This window comes from Ensifer sp. YR511 (assembly GCF_900103045.1).
Classification (GTDB): Bacteria; Pseudomonadota; Alphaproteobacteria; order Rhizobiales; family Rhizobiaceae; genus Ensifer; species Ensifer adhaerens.
On record NZ_FNGR01000026.1, the window covers coordinates 56653 to 74469 of the forward strand.

Consider the following 17817-nt stretch of genomic DNA (forward strand, 5'->3'; position numbering starts at 1 on the left):
CTCATGCCTCCACGCGCCATTTCTGTCTTGGATCGAGGTAGATGCGCGTCCAGGAAACCAGAAGGTTCAGAGAAAGTGCTGTCAGCACGATCATCGAGCCGGGAATGACCGCAAGCCACCAGAGCGTGCCTAGATGCTGTGTGCCCTGCGACACCAAAAGTCCCCAGGAGATCTCGGGCGCCTGCACGCCGAGACCAATGAAGCTGAGGCTCGACTCTGACAACATCACGAAACCGACCTCAAGTGCTGCCAATGTCAACAACGTCGGCGTGATCGTTGGGAGCACGTGTTTTCGCAGTATCCAAGCAGTCTTGCTGCCAATCGTGATTGAGGCGGTTACGAACAGGCGCTCGCGAACCTCGAGCACCTCGGCGCGGGCAACGCGCAGAAACATCGGTATTCGGCTTACCGCCAGGACGATCACGATGGTCTGGTTCTGAGCCTGCATGATGTAAAGCAGGAGAATCGCGAGAAGCAGGATGGGAAAGCTCATGATGGAGTCGGTGATCCGCATGATCAGCGTTGACTGCCAGCCACCTTTGTAACCGGCCCAAACACCCAGCACCACACCAATGACCAGGCTGATGGCAACGGCCGATGTCGCGATCATCAAGGTATTTCGGCTGGCATAGATGATCCTTGCCAAAAGGCTACGGCCCAGGCTGTCCGACCCGAGGAAATAGAGCCAGCCATGCTCAAGTTGGAACGGAGGTTGGCCTCGCAGCGCAATGTTGATCTTTGCAATGCTTGGTTCGACAAGTGAAGCGCCGACCGTTGCGGCGAAAAGCAACAAAACCAGGAAAAGTGCAGAGAGTAATACAAGGGGGTCTCTTGTTACCATCTTCAATATCCTGATCCGGGATGGTTGATGCATGACTTGAGCGATCTCAGACATTTTCCACCCTTGGATCAACGATTGCATAAAGGATGTCGGTGAGCGCTGTTACGGCAAAAACGAGGATAGCCGTCGTCAGCACAAGTGCTTGGAGAAGCGCGTAGTCTCGATAGAGAACGGCGTCGAGCATCAGTCTCCCGATCCCAGGGAACCCAAAAATGATCTCCACGATCACAGCGCCGTTCAGAATGTTAAGTGCGAGGTCGCTGGCAACGGTCACGATCGGTACCATCGCATTTCTCACGCAATGGACGAAAAGAATACGCGCTGGGCCTGCACCCTTGGCGATCGCCGTCTTTACATATGCCGAGCCGAGCGCAGAGACGAGCGCACCCCTTACAACCTGAACCAGTATCCCAAGTGGCCTGACCGTAAGCACCGCGACGGGCAGTATCCAGTGCGCGGGCGTACCGAAGCCCGATGACGGCAACCAGTGCAGGCTGACTGCGAGCACAACAATTCCAACTATGGCGACCCAGAATTCGGGGATGCTTGCAGCGGTCAATGCGAGGGCGCTTGCGACCCTGTCGAAAATGCCTCCGGGCTTGAGTGCGGCCGCTGCGCCAAGAATGATCGACAAGACCAATGAGACGGGAATTGCGATCGCCGCCAGTGTCAATGTCGTGGGAAGCGCCAGCAGGACAGCTTCGGTCGCCGGCATGTTCAGGCGGAGGGATTGGCCAAGGTCACCATGAAGAAGATCCTCCAGGAACCTCAGGAACTGCGTTCCCAGTGGGTCATCGAAACCGTGTAACGCGGAGAACTCCTGACGAGCCGACTCCAAAGCGTCGACCGGGAGATAGAGGTCTGCCGGACTGCCTGTTAGTCGAGCCAGGAAGAAGACAGTGACGACCATGAAGGCAATCGAGACCAGGCTTTGCAGCACTCTCTTGGTGATGAAACTCAGCATCGAGCGTTTGCTCCTTGCCACTCAGTCGTGGACCGATGGCGCGAGAGAGGGAGATGGGGGCCCATGACGGAAGACCTTCGCAGGTCGCGTCAGTTGAACGTGATGCTGGATAAATCAATGATCGAACCGGAGGCGGCATTCGGTTTGTAATCGATCCGCGGGTTAACGCGAGCTGTGCTGACCATGTCGTAGACCCAGATCTCCGGGACGATTTCATCATGCACCTTTTTCAAGATTGCCTGGAACTGGACACGGCGCTCGTCGCCGGTGGAGGCGAGGGCCTTTTCGATCATGGCGTCCACCTCCGTGTTCGGCACGTCTGCCTGGAAGCTGCTGGAATGATACTTCGCCAAGATGCTTACTCCGGCATCCCCAGTCGCATTGTCATGGGAGCTGAAGCGAAGTGTCGCTGGGCGATTGGGCTCGAACGGTGGCTTGCCCGACGCGCGGTACTGCGCCATCTCGAGCGTCTTCACGCTCACCTTCAGGCCAACTGCTTCCCACATCGCCACAAAGGCTTCCATGACCTCGTCGGCATTTGGGAAGTTGTTTGCACGCGCGATCATCTGGATCGTGGTGTCCACTGGTGCTCCATCAGCTTTTGCTTCTGCAAGGAGTTTCTGCGCCTGATCGGGATCAAACGGATAGGGCTTGATTTCGGGATTGAAACCAAGTGCGCTCGGGCCGACGATCTGAGCGGCCAGCGTGGCCTTTGGATTAATCAGAACGCCCACGAGGCTCGCACGATCCAGGGCAAGATTGAGCGCCTTGCGAACGCGAACGTCATCGAAGGGGGGGCGATCCGTATTGATCTGGATGCGCAGCATTTCCGAATTGTGGAAGGAGATATCCGTTTTCGGATCGTCGGCGTCCTGATCGGCTATGTTGAGGCCAATATCGGCTTCACCAAGCTTGACCATAGCGGCTCTGACGAGCGATTCCTGCCTCCACTTGTAATGTGCTTTTTCCACTGCCGGCTTCTCACCCCAGTAGCCCTCGAATTTGTCGAGCACGATCTCCGACTGTGGGTCCCAACTGGTGAAGCGAAATGGTCCGGTTCCGATGGGCTGACGCGTCAATTCCTTGCGCGGTGTCGTAGGGGACACGATCGATACGGCCTCCATCAATGTCGGCAAGATAGGCTGAGGCGGGACGGTGGCAATGCGTATGGTATGACTGTCAACGATCTCGGTCGTCACCTTGGTGTTGGCAAAGTAAAACGCATAGGCGTCGCATCCGAGATTGGGGTCGAGCACGCGCTCGATCGAATACGCCACGGATTTTGCGTCCATCTCCGCGCCGTCATGGAACTTGACGTTTCTTCTGAGCTTGAATTCCCAGGTATTTGAATCAATAGGCTTCCACTCGTCGGCCAGCCGCGGTTTTACACCGCCGTTTGCGACATCGACTTGTGTCAAGGATTCCAGGACGTTGAGCTTGATGACCCGACCCGTCGTCGAGGTCTGCACCTGACATGCGTCGACAGACGCAAGTGGATCGGGCAGCACGATAGTGACGCTGCGTGGTGTATCGGCAAACGCTGCTGCTGACTGAAGCCAGAGCAGGGTCAATGCTATGAGAGCTATGCTTTTGTGCTGCACGGAAATCCCCTCACCGTTGTAGCGGCGCGCCTGACCCTTGATGGAAATCTAGGCGCCCAAACTGATCCTATTTACGTATCCAATACCTCCCATGAGGCCCGCTTCATTCAAAGAAACCAGAATCTACAAATCTAGTAGATAATGAAATATTATACGAATTTTCCAGTTTTGTAAATTTCTTCTGGACGTGAATTCGTTTGTCGCATTATGTGATTGCGAAATGTCCTCGCGAGAGCGGCATGAGATCAGCTCGTTTCAAGGAGACCGATTGTGCGCGGCATAAGGCGGGATATGTTGAAGATGCTCGCTTTCGGTGGAGCGGCGGCGCTGGCATCGACTGCAAAGGCTCAGACGGCCACCAATGAGGCGACCCTGCAGCGCATACGGCGGACAGGGGAACTCAGGGTCTCCATTCTTGCGGGCGAGGCCCCCTTCTATATCAAGAACCTTGCAGCGGGTACCTGGGAAGGCGCAGGCATGCTGATGGCGGAAGATATAGCTAAGGTGCTTGATGTCAGATTGACGATCCTTGAGGGTAACACCTCCAGCTCGATCGCCGACGTACAGACGGACAAGGCGGATCTCGCTTTCCCTTTCAATCAATCGCCGCAACGCGCCTTGGCGGTGAGGTTCACCGACCCGATCTATACGCAAGGCATCGTCTATGTCTCTGGCACCAACGTCACCGGCGCGACGTGGGACGATCTGAACAAGCCAGAGATCAAAATAGCGACGGTAATCGGCGGGCTTGCTGACACACTTTGCCGCCGCTACAGCCCAAACGCTCAAACCACTGCCTACAAGACACGCGACGACGCGATTGTGGCCGCTCAGGCCGGGCGCGCGGACGCATTTGTGGTGGCGATGATGCAAGGCATGGGTGTTCGCGCGAAATTTCCGGCATTGTCCCGGATAACGCTCCTCGAGCAGCCGAGGTTGAACCTGGAAAGTTGCATGGCCATTCCGCGGGATGCTGACTACGAGTGGCGAGACTTTCTCAACGCCTGGATTAAGAGCGCGCGGGGATCGCGGCAAACGACCGAGTGGATACTGCAAGGGTTCGAGAAGATAGGTCTCGAGCGAAAAGACATCCCCGACGACGTACAGGCACAACTTTAATCCCGTGGCTGCGGCGCCGATGCATCCCGTGTCAGCGATCACTTAATCAAGCGCGATTTGTGATGGCGGTGAGTTGCCACGCGACAGTCTCGCGCTAACAAAAGAGGAAAGACGTATGGCCAGCGCACTTATTGAGGAATTGCAGGCGTGTGAAGCAACGCGCATCAAGGGCCTCACCACCATGGACTTCGAGTTGTTGAGAAGGATACTTCCCGATAATCTCACACATGTTCACTCGAACGGGCATCTACAGAATCGAGAAGAACTTTTCGATCGCATGACCCACGTCATCGAATTCGTTTCCATCGAACGGGAAGACCTCACCTATCGCTTCTATGGTCCTGTTGCGGTGGTAACCGGCCTAATGAAGATGACATCGAGAATGCGCGAGACAAACACTTCCGCCGACGCGATAGCAACGGTCACTCAAACGTGGGTCAAGGAGACAACGGGCTGGCAGCAGGTCGCATTTCAATCGGCACGCCACCCCTGATCACAACCTCGACAATCCAGCAATGACTGCGCCATCCGCGCCGTTGAGGCGTGGCGCCTTGGTTGCCGGTATGTACGAGACGAAGCCGTCCTTAAGAGGTGCGGAGCCGTTCTGAAATGGAGAACTAGATGCCGAAACTAATGCTCGTAATAGCTCATCCCGGTGATTTCGTTTGGCGCGCTGCAGGAACAATTGCAAAGCATGTGAAGCAGGGTATGGGCGTCGACATCCTTTCCATCACCACAGGTGCTCGCGGCGAATCCCCCAAATTATGGACCAGCGCGGATGTAACGCTCGACCAGGTCGTCGAAAAGCGCCGCTCCGAGGCCGAGGCCGCAGCGGACATTCTTGGCGCCAATCTTAAGATTTTGGGATTGGAGGACTTCCCGCTCGTCGCCTCGGAGGCACTTTATGGAGAGATTGCAGAAGAGATGCGCGCATCGCAGCCTGACGTTATCATCACGCATACCAGCAAGGATCCGAGCAATATCGATCATGTGGTTGCCTACGAGGCAGCGGTCCGCGCGCGAATGATGGTGACGTCTCCGGGCCGCGGCCTAAAAACGATCAAGTCGCCGAAGATGGTGTGTTTCGAGCCTCACTTCCCTGAGCAATCCGGCTTCTTGCCCAACCTGTTGATCGATATCTCCGACGTCTGGGATTTGAAGCGACAGGTCATTGAGGCCACCCCCAGTCAGAGCAACCTCTGGGACTACTATCTCCGCTTGGCCGAACAGCGCGGAAGCCATGCCGGAGTGAAATATGCCGAGGCCTTTCAGCGCCTCGACAGCGACGTTCGCCATTCCTTTTTCTGAGCTTAGGAGTTCGTAATGACAACGCAGAAACTTTTCCTTTTGACGCCGGGCTTCGAAGCGGACGGCGAAAAACAGTTTTGCCCGGACTGCATGCTTCTTGAAGGTGTGCTTGCGGTTTTTGGGCAGGAGACTGCAGGACTTGAAGTCGTGCGCGTACCCTTCGCCAAGCCGCGCAAGTTGCTCGTCGATCTCGTCGGCGAAGAGCATCAAAGCTGCCCGGCCTTGGTGCGTGAAGTCAACGGTCGCCTCGTCGCAATCGACGATCCAAAGCAAATCCTCGCTGTACTGCACGAAGACTTCGGCATACCGACAGCGCGCGGAATGGCCTAGTTGAAGTGATGACTGTTCGGCGGTCGGCGATATGACATACACTTGGGACTTCGGTATCGTACTGCCATACGGGACCCTGCTGTTGCAGGGTCTTGGCTACACGATTTTGTTCGCATTGGGGACGATCGTGTTGGGGCTTGTTGTGGGCCTCGTTTTCTGTGCGGCGAGAATGTCCAAGTTCGCGCCGTTGAGATGGTTTGCAATCCTTGTCGTCGAGGTGTTTCGATGCACGCCGGTCCTCGTTCAACTGGTGTGGGTATACTATGCGCTGCCTGTTCTTTTGCCGGTCACGCTGACGCCGTGGTTGGCTGCGATCATCGTCTTGTCCGGATATGCCGGTGCGTTCTACGGTGAAATTTTCCGTGCAGGTATCCTGTCCATTTCCACTGGGCAAACGGATGCCGGCAGAGCTCTTGGCTTCAAGCCCGTGCAGATCATGCGATTGATCGTGCTGCCACAAGCGATCAAAAGAATGGTTCCGCCATTCATGAATCAATCGATATTGCAGCTCAAAAATACATCACTGGTGTCGACGATTGCGGTTCCCGATCTGCTTTATCAAGGCATCCAGATCACGTCAGCAACCTATCGGCCGCTTGAAGTCTATACGATCGTGGCCGTGTGCTACTTCGTCGTTCTTTTCCCTGCGACGCGATTGTTGCAAGGATTTGAAATCAATCAGCAAAACCCGACTAAAATTCGCAGGCAAGGAGCTCAGGCTTGAATATCGATCGCAATGTTACCCGTGCCGCCCAACTCGATACCGCCAGCCTATCGGATGCGCTCGACAAATGCGCAATCCCTGGTCAATGCCTTGGTGTGAAGCCACTGTTACCATCGTTCAAGCTCGCGGGCCGTGCCTTCACGGTTCGCTACTGTGCGATAGACCCAGTTAATCCTGGAACGGTTGGCGACTACATTGATGATGTTCCACCTGGTGCGGTCGTCGTTCTGGACAATGGTGGTCGCGCAGATGCGACGGTCTGGGGTGATATCCTGACAATGGTCGCTTCGCAAAGCGGTCTGGCGGGTACAGTCATCGAGGGGGCATGCCGCGACGTCTCGCTCGCAATGGAAATCAACTATCCAATGTTTGTACGACACTCGACGATGCGCACGGGGAAGGATCGGGTGCAAGTGGATGAAGTAAACGGCGGTGTGAGCGTAGGCGCGATCCGGGTCAATGCCGGGGACCTGATTGTAGGTGATGCGGATGGCGTGCTCTGTATTCCGGCAGCTGTGGAGGAGAAGATTCTCGCGATCGCCGAGGAGATACAGGCGGCCGAACAGCGGATCCGTGACGACGTCAAGGCTGGCAGCACCTTGAAGGACGCACGTTCCGCGAACCGATACCATCAACTTCAGACGAAGGCATAGGGGAGAGCGCCATGCCGTCTCACACGATAGACGTGGCAGTTATCGGAGGCGGTATGGTGGGTTCGGCCGTAGCGTTGGGGCTCGCACGTCTTGGTCGCAAGGTCCTGGTCTTCGATGAAGGTGACGCAGCCATTCGCGCCGCACGCGCGAATTTCGGCCTGGTGTGGGTTCAGGGAAAAGGCCAGGGCATGCCGGCCTACACCACGTTGACCAAAAGGGCAGCCAAACAGTGGCTGACATTCCAACGTGCGTTGTTTGAAAGCACCGGGATTGATGTCGAACATAAGCTGACAGGCGGCCTGTCGTTCTGCGTCGGGCAGGAGGAATTCGAAACCCAATCCCGCCGGATTGAGGCTTTGCATCGTGCGGACCCGCAGCACGAGATGAAAATGATTGATAGGCATGAGCTGCAAAAGCTGTTGCCGAGGCTGCCTCTTGGCGAACGGGTCGCGGGGGCGGTCTACGGGAAGGAGGACGGCGAGGCTAATCCGCTGAAGCTTCTCCACGCAATGAAGATTTGGATGAAGTTGCTCGGTGTCGAGGTCCTTGCAGGCGAGCGGGTGCTCGCAATCGAAGACAACACCGCTAGCACAAGGATCGTCACCGAGACGGGGCACTATCAAGCGAGTATGACCGTGGTGGCTGCGGGCCTTGGGACCACCGGACTTTCAAAAAGCATAGGCATGCAAGTCGACATTCAACCGTTGCGCGGACATTTGGTTGTTACCGAACGTGCGGAGCGCATCCTAGCAGTCCCGGCAGGTGGATTGCGGCAAGCTGCAAACGGCACGTTCATGATTGGCTCCAGCAGTGAGCACGCCGGAATGAACGATAGTGCCGATCCTCTCGCATGCGGCCCCTTCTTGAGACGGGCAATGAGCATCGTGCCGTCGCTGAGAAGACTGGAAGTTGTCCGGATCTGGGCAGGTCTGCGCACTATGACGAAGGATGGCAATCCAGTCTATGACACAACGTCAACGGGCCGGGTCCACGTGGTCGGTTGCCATTCGGCGGTCACCCTGGCGCCTGTTCACGCCGGCGAGCTCGCGCAGGCGTTGGCCGAAGGCGCTGTTAGAGAGCGATACTCACCATTTCGTTCAGGAAGATTCGATGCCGCAGCTTGACCGTCGACCGACGAAACCGATCATGGTCCTGATCAATGGAAATGAGTGTGTCGTGGACGCTGGTGACAGTGCTGCTGCGGCCACAATTCGCGCGGGTTTGGGGTGGACTCGGACTTCTCCCGTCACGGGCGATACTCGAGCACCCTATTGTCTCATGGGCGTTTGTTTTGAGTGCCTCATGACCATTGACGGCGAAACATCGGTGCAAGCGTGCCTCGTCAAGGTCCGTCCCGGTATGCGCATTGATATGCAAAGCGGAGCACCATCCCTTGTCGAGTGAAGCTTTCGATCTGGCGATCGTCGGAGCCGGGCCTGCGGGAATGGCTGCGGCGATCGAGGCGGCAAGTCACGGTCTTCGCGTCGTCGTGTTCGATGACCAGGTAGCTCCCGGCGGCCAGATCTACAGGGATATCGAGAGTTGTCCTCCCGATCGGATGGCAGCCCTTGGCCCAAGCTATGCAGTTGGTCGAAAACTGGTTTCCAAGTTTCGTACCGCGGGTATCGAATATCACAGCGGACATCAGGTGTGGTCGGTCGATCCCGCAGGTTATCTGTTCACGCTTTCAAACGGTGCAGCACGACGGTGGGCCTGGCGAAGGCTCCTGGTCGCCACCGGCGCGATGGAGCGATCGATACCGAGACCAGGTTGGCTCCTACCCGGAGTGCGCACAGTTGGTGCGGCACAGATCATGCTCAAGGCGGGCGGACTTTTGCCCGAACCTGATACCTGGATTGTCGGCTGTGGGCCTCTGCCGCTCCTCTTTATCAATCAACTGCGCAGCGCCGGCGTGACTATCGCCGGCTATATCGACACAACACCCAGCGAAAACTATCGCAAAGCGGTCGCTGCCGTGCCGAGTATGCTCGGAGACGTCCGATCCCTGCTCTACGGTCTCAAGTATCAATGGAATGCTCGTCGCATGAAGATGCGGTACGTCACGGGCGCGAGCAAGATCGCAGTTGAGGGCGAGCGGCAGGTCGAAGCCCTGTCGTTCGTGAGAGCGGGTCGGCGCGAGCGGTATGATACAGCCAATATCCTCTTCCACGAGGGCGTCATGCCTGCCGTGCGCATCTTCGGGGCGATCGGCTGCGAACTGGGATGGTACTCCATCCAGCGATATTTCCGGCCACGGCTTGACGGCGAGGGCCGCTCCACAAGTGAGAATGTCTATGTCGCAGGCGATGCCGGTGGCATTGAGGGCGCTGAGGCTGCCGAGAAATCGGGTCGGTTGGCGGCACTTGCAATCGCTGAAGGTTTGCTCGGAAGCGATCCCATTCGTCGCTCCTCACTCGCTCACTGGCATCTGGCACGCAGAAAAGCCAAAGCACTCAGGCCTTTTCTGGATCGTTTGTACTCGCCGCGGGATAGTGCCTCTTCCATCGGCGACAATGAGGTCGTCTGCCGTTGCGAGGCTGTAACCGCCGGGACAATCAGACACGTGCTGCGCGATGGCGCACGAGGCGTCAATGAGCTGAAAGCCTACACCCGAACCGGGATGGGGCCGTGTCAGGGCCAGACATGTGGCCAAATCATAAGCCAGATCGTCGCCGATGAACTTAGCATCAGTCCGAGTGAGGCGGGCCTGTTCCGATCGAGACCGCCCTTGCGTTCGATCACGGTGGAGCAACTTGCAAACATCGATCCATCCGAGGTGACCCGCTGATGAATCATGCAAACCACAGCGTTGGCCTAGTCCATTCCAGGTCTGATCGAAAAAGCAGACCCGAAATTGGGTCCAGTTCGTGCGAGGTACAATGATGACGACTTCTTTTCACGCAATGGGCTTGGCGCAGTCGAGTGCCTTGAATCTCTCACCCATCATGCTCGGCTGCAACAGGCTTGGCGCACAGATTGACCCGGTTACATCCGAACGCCTTCTTGGCGAGGCTGCGGACTGTGGGGTGACAACCTTCGACACCGCACCACATTACGGAGGCGGTGCCTCCGAAGAGATCGTCGGCGGATTTCTGCGCACCTCGCGTGCAGATTTCATCGTCTCGACTAAGTTCGGGTACGACAGTCGGGGCGTTGAAGGGTCGCTACCCGCAACCGATTCCGGCTCGCCGCGGTACATCCGGACATCGCTCGAGGCAAGCCTGCGGCGTCTGGGTACTGACTACATCGACCTCTACAATTATCATGTGATGGACCAGGTCACGCCTATCGAGGAAACACTTGGCGCGCTCAACGACCTGATTGCAGAGGGAAAGATCCGCGAACTTGGTGCGTGCAGCATTCCGGCCTGGCGTTACATTGACGCTCAATGGACCGCACACCTTCTTGGTATGAATGGCTTTTCCTACATCCACCACGAATACAATCTGATAAACCGCAGCGTTGAGAAAGATATCGTTCCTGCTCTGGAACGCGGTAAGAGTCGGATGATCGCGTTCTTTCCCCTTGCCGCAGGACTGCTGACCGGCAAGTATCATTCGATGGTGGATGTCCCAGCCGGCAGCCGCTTTGAACAGGATGCCCGCCATCGGGGTCAGTTCCTGACTGACAGGAACCTCTGCGTTGTCAAGCGCCTGCATGAATGTGTGGTGGACTGGGGTCGACCGCTTCATGATATCGCGCTCAATTGGCTCGCCAGTCGACCGACAGTTGCGGGTATGGTGTGCGGTGTCTCGGCGCCCAACCAGATACGACAATCCGTCCAAGCTCTCGCAACGCCGCTTTGTGACGACGAAATTGCCGTGCTGGCCAAGGTTTGGGAATCGGCATGAACGTCTTCGCTTCGCTGCAGCAACTTCAACGCTTGCGAACCGTGGCGACAAATCCGCGCCACTCCGTTCCGTGGCATGCGTCTTCTGACACCGTTGGCGCCGTCTTCGCGTCAGTCTCTACTCCAGCATTCGCTCGTCTCAGGCAGACAAGTGCTCCGACCCAAGTCAGGACCATCCGTTGACCCAACCGCTTCACGACCGCCCGCTTGTAACGGCATCGATAGAGATCATCGACTCTTTCCGAGGCCTTGCCACTGCAAACATCAGCGACAATCTGGATCGTCAGCCGGGAGCCTTGGGTCTCCAGGCCTTTCACGATGGCACACCGATGGTTGGAACTGCATTTACCGTCAAGACGCGGGCAGGAGACAACAAGGCCATACATGATGCGCTGGAACTCATCCAGCCTGGAGATGTGTTGGTCGTCGATGGGGAGGGCGATAGTAGCCGTGCGCTTATCGGCGAGATAATTTGCGCCATAGCGAAAAAGCGGGGTGCTGCCGGTTTTGTGTTGGACGGAGCGATCCGAGACAAGGCCGCGATTGCCGAGAGCGATTTTCCGGTTTTCGCACGCACCGTTATTCATCGTGGGCCATACAAGAACGGCCCCGGTGAAATCAACGTACCGGTGAGCATCGGAGGCATGCTTGTCCATCCCGGGGACATTGTTGTCGGTGACCTGGATGGTGTCGTCGCGTTCCGGCCGGAACAGGCAGAGGTGCTCTTGGCTTCGGTGCGCGCCCAGGAGCGGAAGGAAACCGAGATCCTGCAGTCGATTGAAGCAGGCCTGTACAAAGGTGCTTACACCTAGGTCTGGGCAACCAACCACCGCGGCGTAGTCCTGCAAGCATCTTTGGTTGCAAGGTATACTCTCGTCACAGACGGGCGCTTGATCAGTGCGAAGGATCAGGCTCCTGACGCGTCAAACGAGCCTTTCCAGTCCAGCCGGCTTGCCCAACTGCGTTCATTCGAAGCCGTTCCACGGCGCGGTCAGAAGCGCTTTTCGTTATGGTCGGTCTTGTCGAGATCGCAGGCTATCGGCAAAAAGACCGCCCGTTGAAAAGGCGGCAGTGAGATACCGCCGGAACGTGTCCACGGCTGGACGTAACGCGGTCTGTTCCAGTTGCAGGCAAGTCACGCGGGCGCCGGGCAATTCTTCTTCAATTCTAAGGACGGCAAGGGGCATGCCATCATTGGCGACCATGCGCGAACTGACAGCGTTGTGGATGGTGAAGCCGTGCCCGTTCGCAACTAGCCCACGTATCAACTCCGGGGACTGAGAGCGAAACACGATCCGCGGCTCCGCATCGATACGGCGAAAAAGGTTGAGAAAATAGTCACGCGAAAAGGGAAGGTCGAGAAGGATGAAGTTCTCCGCCGCCAGTTCCCTCAGACTAACACTTTGGCGTTTCGCAAATTTATGATCCATGGAAAGAAGGACGTGCGGAGGCAGTTCTCCCAGGTGTTGGGCTGAGATTTCCTGCCTGAGTGCCGAATGGTACGACAGGCCAAGCTCGACGCGCCCTGACATAATCATGTCGACAATCGCGTCCTGACTCCCTTCCTCAAGTCGAACCGTAATGCCCGGATAGGTTTGCGAAAAGCTTGCCAGCAGTTTTGGCATGAATCTCGCCGCCAGTGTCACGAAGCATCCGACCGTCACTTCCCCGCGCAGCCCGTCGGATAGACCCATGGCGTGCTTCTCGAAGTCCTGAGCATGGTTCAGCAGATGGCGCGCTTGAAGGATGAGCCCTGCGCCTGCCGGGGTGAGGTCAACCCCTTTTGCGTGGTGGCGGATGAACAGTGGCGCGCCTACAAAAGCTTCCAACTCAGCGATGGCGAGCGACACCGACGACTGGGATACGTTTTTCTCCTTTGCCGCTTCGGTCACATTCCCGAGCCGAGCGGCCGCCTCGACATAGTTCAACATTCGCAATGTAATACGTTGCATCGAGTTTTCTCATCAGGAAGGCCTGCAAAATCTATTTTATCGCATCACCCTAATGCAGTTAACGTTCGTCAACAAATGAATTCTGCCTTCGGACAGATGTGCCGACAGCAGATTGAAGTCAGCCGGTTTGGGAGCCGTTTGATGGAAAACCAAATATATACAATCACATAAATAAAGGGGAATGCATCTGATGAAAGCGACAATGACGGCGGTATCTGGGCTGTTTGCTGTCACACTGGGGGCCTCGATAGCCTGCGGAGCGACGCTGGATGACATCAAGGCGAGGGGGTTTGTTCAATGCGGGGTCAGTTCGGGCCTTGCTGGGTTTTCCGCCCCTGACGATAAGGGAGATTGGACTGGCCTCGACGTGGACTTCTGTCGCGCCGTTGCGGCCGGCGTGTTTGGCGATACGTCCAAAGTGAAGTTCCGTCCCCTCGAGCCGAAGGAGCGTTTCACGGCCCTCCAATCTGGCGAAGTCGATCTCCTCTCGCGAAACACGACTTGGACGATTAGCCGCGATACCGCGCTTGGCCTGAATTTCGCAGGTGTTACTTACTACGACGGCCAGGGCTTCATGATAAATGCGAAGAAGCTGCCAGGTATCACGTCTGCCCTCGAGCTATCCGGGGCTGCCGTCTGCGTGCAAACGGGCACGACGACGGAGTTGACGATCTCGGACTATTTCCGAGCCAACAAGCTGGAGTACAATCCGGTCGTCTTCGAGAAGCTGGATGAAGTCACATCCGCTTACGACTCAGGCCGGTGCGACGTCTACACGACCGACCAGTCCGGGCTTTATGCAACCCGGCTCGTTCTCGGTTCGCCTTCAGATCATGTCATCCTACCCGAAATCATCTCGAAGGAGCCTCTCGGCCCCGCGGTTCGCCAAGGGGACGACAAGTGGTTCGACATCGTCAAATGGACCTACTACGCCCTTCTGAACGCCGAGGAACTAGGCATCACGCAGGCGAACCTCGAAGAAATGCTCAAGTCGGACAAACCGGAGGTCCGGCGCATCCTCGGTGTGGAAGATGATTCCAAGATCGGAACCGATCTGGGGCTGACGAAGGACTGGGTCGTCAACATAGTGAAGGGCGTGGGCAACTACGGTGAAATCTTCGACAGAAATGTCGGCGTCGGCAGCCCGCTGAAGATCGAGCGCGGCATCAACGCTCTTTGGAGCAAGGGTGGCCTCCAGTACGGAATGCCGGTTCGCTGATCAAGATCCGGCCGGTGGGCGGCCACAGCCCACCGGCACTTTCATCAGAGGAATTCCAATGACCGTACAAGACGTCACGCCACTGACCGCGGCGGGCAAGGCCTCGCTATTTTACCATCCAAAGATCCGCAGGATCACATTCCAGATCCTCGCTTTCATCGTTTTGCTGGTGTTCCTGCACTGGATAGCAGGCAATGCGTTTGAGAACTTGAAGCGCGCAAACATCTCGACGGGTTTCGGTTTTCTTCACGGCCGTGCCGGATTCGACATCGGCGAAAGCCTGATTGCGTATTCTCCTGACTCGACCTACGCACGCGCACTTCTAGTTGGCCTACTCAACACGTTGACCGTCGCCGTCGCCGGCCTACTCACGGCAACGATCGTTGGGTTCGCAGTCGGTATCGGGCGCCTGTCGCGCAATCTTCTTATGCGGGCCATCTGCACGGCCTATGTCGAAATATTCCGGAACATCCCACCTTTGCTGGTTATTTTCTTCTGGTATTTCGGCGTCCTTTCGGTCTTGCCTCTACCAAAAGAAAGCATCGGGTTGCCTTTTCATTCTTTCGTGAACAGCCGTGGGCTCTACACGCCGAAGCTAGTCTGGGGTGAGGGTGCCTGGCTGGTTGCCGCCGCGCTCGCCGTGGCGGTTGTCCTGACCGTTCTCGTTACGGCCGCAGCTCGCCGGCGCCAGAGAGTAAGTGGCCGGCAATTTCCGGTATTTCTCGTCGCCGTCGGTCTATGTCTCGGACTGACGCTATCGGCCTTCGCGGCGTCCGGTTTCCCGCTGTCGTTCGACTATCCAAGGCTGGGGACGTTCAACCTGAGCGGTGGCTTCCAGATCAAGCCGGAGTTCCTGTCGCTGTACCTCGCCTTATCGTTCTATACGGCCGCTTTTATCGCTGAAATCGTCCGCGCGGGCATTCTAGGTGTCCACAATGGCCAGTCCGAGGCTTCGTTCGCTCTGGGCTTGCGCCCCAGACAGACGTTGCGGCTCGTCGTCATACCGCAAGCCATGCGTATCGCCATCCCGCCCTTGGCTGGCCAGTATCTCAATCTTACCAAAAACACCTCGCTGGCGATCGCTGTCGGTTATCCGGACCTGGTGGCCATAGGCGGCACGATTCTCAACCTGACCGGCCAGGCGATCGAAGTGGTTGCAATCTGGATGGCCGCTTACCTGGGTCTGAGCCTGCTCACCTCAGCGTTCATGAATTGGTTCAACGCCAAGGTGGCGCTCGTAGAAAGATAAGGCAATGCAGAAGAACTCCCTTGGTTTTGTTCGAAGCGAAATGATGATGAGTGAGCCGGCGCCGCTGGATGAAACGGGCTTACTCGGGTGGATCCGTAAACATCTGTTCTCATCGGTTGGCGATGCTCTGCTGACGATCCTCGGTCTTGCCATTCTCGCCTATATTTTGCCTCCGTTCGTCCGGTGGGCGATCATTGAGGCACAGTGGACGGGGACAGACAGGACGTTCTGCGCCACGGTCTCGCAGGGAGGTCTGCACCCAGACGGCTGGTCGGGGGCTTGCTGGGCTTTCGTCGACGCGAAGATAGAGCAGTTTCTCTTTGGCCGTTACCCTATTGCCGAGCGGTGGCGGGTAATCATATGCGCGAGCGTCTTCATCTGTCTTTTCGTGCCGTTGCTGATCCCCCGGTTTCCACGCAAAGTCGCAAATGCGGTTGCCCTTTTCGGGCTGTTTCCTGTCTTTGCCTTCTTCCTTCTGGTCGGAGGCTCATTCGGCCTCTCTTATGTCGAAACGCCTCTCTGGGGCGGTCTCATGATTACATTGATCCTGTCCATTGTTGGGATCACCGTCTCGCTAGCGCTCGGCACCCTGCTTGCGCTGGGACGCCGTTCCGAGATGCTGTTCGTCCGGTATACCTGTATCGGCTTCATTGAGACGGTGCGAGGTGTGCCGCTGGTTACGGTATTGTTTATGGCAAGCGTGATGCTGCCGCTTTTCCTGCCGCAGGGCTTCGCGTTCGACAAGTTGATGCGAGCCCTTGTTGGAGTCGCCCTGTTTTCTTCGGCGTACATGGCGGAAGTCGTGCGGGGTGGTTTGCAGGCGATTTCCAAGGGGCAATATGAGGGGGCGGATTCGCTTGGGCTAACGTACTGGCACAAGATGGGCCTTGTCGTGCTGCCGCAGGCCCTGAGGCTCGTCATTCCAGGGATTGTAAATTCCTTCATCGGCATCTTCAAGGACACAAGCCTGGTCTACATCATCGGTATGTTCGACCTGCTCGGTGCCGTCCGCCAGAACTTCTCGGATGCGAACTGGGCCTCGCCGCAGACGCCGACATCGGGGCTCGTCTTTGCTGGGTTCGTCTTCTGGCTCTTCTGCTTCAGCATGTCGCGTTACTCGATCTACATGGAGAGCCGCCTGAATACCGGCCATCAGCGATAGGAGAACCTCATGTCAACGCATACGAAAGTCCCTAAACCGAACCTGCCGAACGAAGCGAGCCCATTACCGGTGCAGCCGGAAATCGCCGTTGATATTCGCGGCGTGCACAAGTGGTATGGTGAATTCCATGCGCTCAACGACGTCAATCTGCAGGTGTTGCGTGGCGAACGCATTGTTGTCTGCGGGCCGTCTGGCTCAGGCAAGTCCACCATGATCCGGTGTATCAATCGGCTAGAGGAACATCAGCGCGGAACGATCGTCGTCGATGGGATCGAACTGACGGACGATCTCAAGCGCACCAATGAGGTGCGCCGGGAAGTGGGCATGGTGTTTCAGCATTTTAACCTGTTTCCGCACCTGACAGTTCTTGAGAACTGCGCACTTGCACCGGTCTGGGTACGAAAGATGCCCAGAAAGAGGGCGGAAGATATCGCGATGCATTTTCTGGAGCGCGTGAAAATACCGGAGCAGGCACGCAAGTATCCCGGCCAGCTTTCGGGTGGTCAACAGCAACGGGTTGCTATCGCCAGATCCCTCTGCATGAATCCAAGAATCATGCTTTTCGATGAGCCAACCTCTGCCCTTGATCCGGAGATGATCAAGGAAGTGCTCGATACGATGGTAAGCCTCGCGGAGGATGGGATGACCATGGTGTGCGTTACCCACGAGATGGGGTTCGCCCGGAAGGTCGCGGACCGTGTGATCTTCATGGACCGCGGCCAGATCGTTGAAGAGAACACGCCCACCGCCTTTTTCGAGAACCCGTACCACGAGCGAACCAGGCTCTTTCTGCGCCAACTCCTGCGCTAGCGTTCCGGTCGCAGTGCCCGCAGCATATCTGCGGG

The 17817-nt window shown here is 57.0% G+C and carries 18 protein-coding genes and 1 pseudogene; 15 read left to right on the forward strand and 4 right to left on the reverse strand.

Features of this window, described 5'->3' with window-relative positions; genetic code table 11:
- Position 1: 1 nt before the first annotated feature.
- The 3 genes from BLU15_RS29465 to BLU15_RS29475 form a co-directional block, all read right to left on the reverse strand.
- Complete coding sequence (locus BLU15_RS29465; RefSeq protein ID WP_090300302.1) at positions 2 to 895, reverse strand: ABC transporter permease; 894 nt, start codon at positions 893 to 895, stop codon at positions 2 to 4.
- Positions 888 to 1805, reverse strand: a complete 918-nt coding sequence (locus tag BLU15_RS29470; RefSeq protein WP_090300304.1) for an ABC transporter permease — start codon at positions 1803 to 1805, stop codon at positions 888 to 890. The genes BLU15_RS29465 and BLU15_RS29470 overlap by 8 nt, the downstream gene beginning before the upstream one ends.
- Positions 1806 to 1894: 89 nt before the next feature.
- Positions 1895 to 3406 carry an ABC transporter substrate-binding protein gene (locus BLU15_RS29475; RefSeq protein ID WP_176960388.1) on the reverse strand — a complete coding sequence of 504 codons (1512 nt, stop codon included), beginning with the start codon at positions 3404 to 3406 and terminating at the stop codon, positions 1895 to 1897.
- Between the two features lie 291 nt (positions 3407 to 3697).
- Between BLU15_RS29475 and BLU15_RS29480 the strand changes: the two genes are divergently transcribed.
- The 11 genes from BLU15_RS29480 to BLU15_RS29530 all read left to right on the forward strand — a co-directional run bounded on the left by BLU15_RS29480 (position 3698) and on the right by BLU15_RS29530 (position 12202).
- Entirely contained in the window at positions 3698 to 4525 is an 828-nt protein-coding gene (locus BLU15_RS29480; protein ID WP_090300309.1) for a transporter substrate-binding domain-containing protein, read from the forward strand.
- Positions 4526 to 4640: 115 nt separating this feature from the next.
- Complete coding sequence (locus BLU15_RS29485) at positions 4641 to 5018, forward strand: nuclear transport factor 2 family protein (RefSeq protein WP_090300311.1); 378 nt, start codon at positions 4641 to 4643, stop codon at positions 5016 to 5018.
- Between the two features lie 128 nt (positions 5019 to 5146).
- Entirely contained in the window at positions 5147 to 5833 is a 687-nt protein-coding gene (locus tag BLU15_RS29490) for a PIG-L deacetylase family protein (protein ID WP_090300313.1), read from the forward strand.
- A 15-nt stretch (positions 5834 to 5848) separates the two neighbouring features.
- Positions 5849 to 6163, forward strand: a complete 315-nt coding sequence (locus BLU15_RS29495; protein ID WP_090300315.1) for a DUF3088 family protein — start codon at positions 5849 to 5851, stop codon at positions 6161 to 6163.
- Between the two features lie 31 nt (positions 6164 to 6194).
- A complete protein-coding gene (locus BLU15_RS29500; protein ID WP_090300317.1) occupies positions 6195 to 6887 on the forward strand; it encodes an amino acid ABC transporter permease in 693 nt (230 codons plus the stop codon).
- On the forward strand, positions 6884 to 7540 hold the full coding sequence (locus BLU15_RS29505) for an RraA family protein (protein ID WP_090300318.1): 657 nt from the start codon (positions 6884 to 6886) through the stop codon (positions 7538 to 7540). Before BLU15_RS29500 ends, BLU15_RS29505 begins: the two co-directional genes overlap by 4 nt.
- A gap of 11 nt (positions 7541 to 7551) precedes the next feature.
- Positions 7552 to 8664, forward strand: a complete 1113-nt coding sequence (locus BLU15_RS29510; protein WP_090300319.1) for an NAD(P)/FAD-dependent oxidoreductase — start codon at positions 7552 to 7554, stop codon at positions 8662 to 8664.
- Positions 8665 to 8686: 22 nt separating this feature from the next.
- Complete coding sequence (locus BLU15_RS29515) at positions 8687 to 8944, forward strand: (2Fe-2S)-binding protein (RefSeq protein WP_210187479.1); 258 nt, start codon at positions 8687 to 8689, stop codon at positions 8942 to 8944.
- Complete coding sequence (locus BLU15_RS29520; RefSeq protein WP_090300323.1) at positions 8934 to 10328, forward strand: FAD/NAD(P)-dependent oxidoreductase; 1395 nt, start codon at positions 8934 to 8936, stop codon at positions 10326 to 10328. The genes BLU15_RS29515 and BLU15_RS29520 overlap by 11 nt, the downstream gene beginning before the upstream one ends.
- A gap of 94 nt (positions 10329 to 10422) precedes the next feature.
- Positions 10423 to 11391, forward strand: a complete 969-nt coding sequence (locus BLU15_RS29525) for an aldo/keto reductase (protein ID WP_210187475.1) — start codon at positions 10423 to 10425, stop codon at positions 11389 to 11391.
- A 178-nt stretch (positions 11392 to 11569) separates the two neighbouring features.
- The gene (locus tag BLU15_RS29530) at positions 11570 to 12202 is read left to right on the forward strand and encodes an RraA family protein (RefSeq protein WP_090300327.1); all 633 of its coding nucleotides are present in this window, start codon (positions 11570 to 11572) and stop codon (positions 12200 to 12202) included.
- A gap of 195 nt (positions 12203 to 12397) precedes the next feature.
- Here the strand turns inward: BLU15_RS29530 and BLU15_RS29535 are convergent, their stop codons facing one another.
- Positions 12398 to 13342, reverse strand: a complete 945-nt coding sequence (locus BLU15_RS29535) for a LysR substrate-binding domain-containing protein (protein WP_090300329.1) — start codon at positions 13340 to 13342, stop codon at positions 12398 to 12400.
- A gap of 202 nt (positions 13343 to 13544) precedes the next feature.
- Between BLU15_RS29535 and BLU15_RS29540 the strand changes: the two genes are divergently transcribed.
- The 4 genes and pseudogenes from BLU15_RS29540 to BLU15_RS29555 all read left to right on the forward strand — a co-directional run.
- Positions 13545 to 14561, forward strand: coding sequence for an amino acid ABC transporter substrate-binding protein (locus BLU15_RS29540; RefSeq protein WP_244546848.1), 1017 nt, complete (start codon positions 13545 to 13547; stop codon positions 14559 to 14561).
- 58 nt (positions 14562 to 14619) lie between these two features.
- The gene (locus BLU15_RS29545) at positions 14620 to 15810 is read left to right on the forward strand and encodes an amino acid ABC transporter permease (RefSeq protein WP_090300331.1); all 1191 of its coding nucleotides are present in this window, start codon (positions 14620 to 14622) and stop codon (positions 15808 to 15810) included.
- Positions 15811 to 15814: 4 nt separating this feature from the next.
- Positions 15815 to 16972 (forward strand): amino acid ABC transporter permease, encoded by a 1158-nt coding sequence (locus BLU15_RS29550; protein ID WP_090300334.1) that lies wholly within the window; start codon positions 15815 to 15817, stop codon positions 16970 to 16972.
- A gap of 99 nt (positions 16973 to 17071) precedes the next feature.
- A pseudogene (locus BLU15_RS29555) lies at positions 17072 to 17782 on the forward strand (amino acid ABC transporter ATP-binding protein); the annotation flags it as partial.
- Between the last annotated feature and the right edge of the window lie 35 nt (positions 17783 to 17817).

Coding starts and splice junctions, on each gene's coding strand:
- BLU15_RS29465 (WP_090300302.1), bottom strand. CDS start 895: ATGTCTGAGATCGCTCAAGTCATGCATCAACCATCCCGGATCAGGATA.
- BLU15_RS29500 (WP_090300317.1), top strand. CDS start 6,195: ATGACATACACTTGGGACTTCGGTATCGTACTGCCATACGGGACCCTG.
- BLU15_RS29550 (WP_090300334.1), top strand. CDS start 15,815: ATGCAGAAGAACTCCCTTGGTTTTGTTCGAAGCGAAATGATGATGAGT.
- BLU15_RS29490 (WP_090300313.1), top strand. CDS start 5,147: ATGCCGAAACTAATGCTCGTAATAGCTCATCCCGGTGATTTCGTTTGG.
- BLU15_RS29480 (WP_090300309.1), top strand. CDS start 3,698: ATGTTGAAGATGCTCGCTTTCGGTGGAGCGGCGGCGCTGGCATCGACT.
- BLU15_RS29470 (WP_090300304.1), bottom strand. CDS start 1,805: ATGCTGAGTTTCATCACCAAGAGAGTGCTGCAAAGCCTGGTCTCGATT.
- BLU15_RS29485 (WP_090300311.1), top strand. CDS start 4,641: ATGGCCAGCGCACTTATTGAGGAATTGCAGGCGTGTGAAGCAACGCGC.
- BLU15_RS29525 (WP_210187475.1), top strand. CDS start 10,423: ATGACGACTTCTTTTCACGCAATGGGCTTGGCGCAGTCGAGTGCCTTG.
- BLU15_RS29545 (WP_090300331.1), top strand. CDS start 14,620: ATGACCGTACAAGACGTCACGCCACTGACCGCGGCGGGCAAGGCCTCG.
- BLU15_RS29515 (WP_210187479.1), top strand. CDS start 8,687: ATGGTCCTGATCAATGGAAATGAGTGTGTCGTGGACGCTGGTGACAGT.
- BLU15_RS29535 (WP_090300329.1), bottom strand. CDS start 13,342: ATGCAACGTATTACATTGCGAATGTTGAACTATGTCGAGGCGGCCGCT.
- BLU15_RS29495 (WP_090300315.1), top strand. CDS start 5,849: ATGACAACGCAGAAACTTTTCCTTTTGACGCCGGGCTTCGAAGCGGAC.
- BLU15_RS29510 (WP_090300319.1), top strand. CDS start 7,552: ATGCCGTCTCACACGATAGACGTGGCAGTTATCGGAGGCGGTATGGTG.
- BLU15_RS29540 (WP_244546848.1), top strand. CDS start 13,545: ATGACGGCGGTATCTGGGCTGTTTGCTGTCACACTGGGGGCCTCGATA.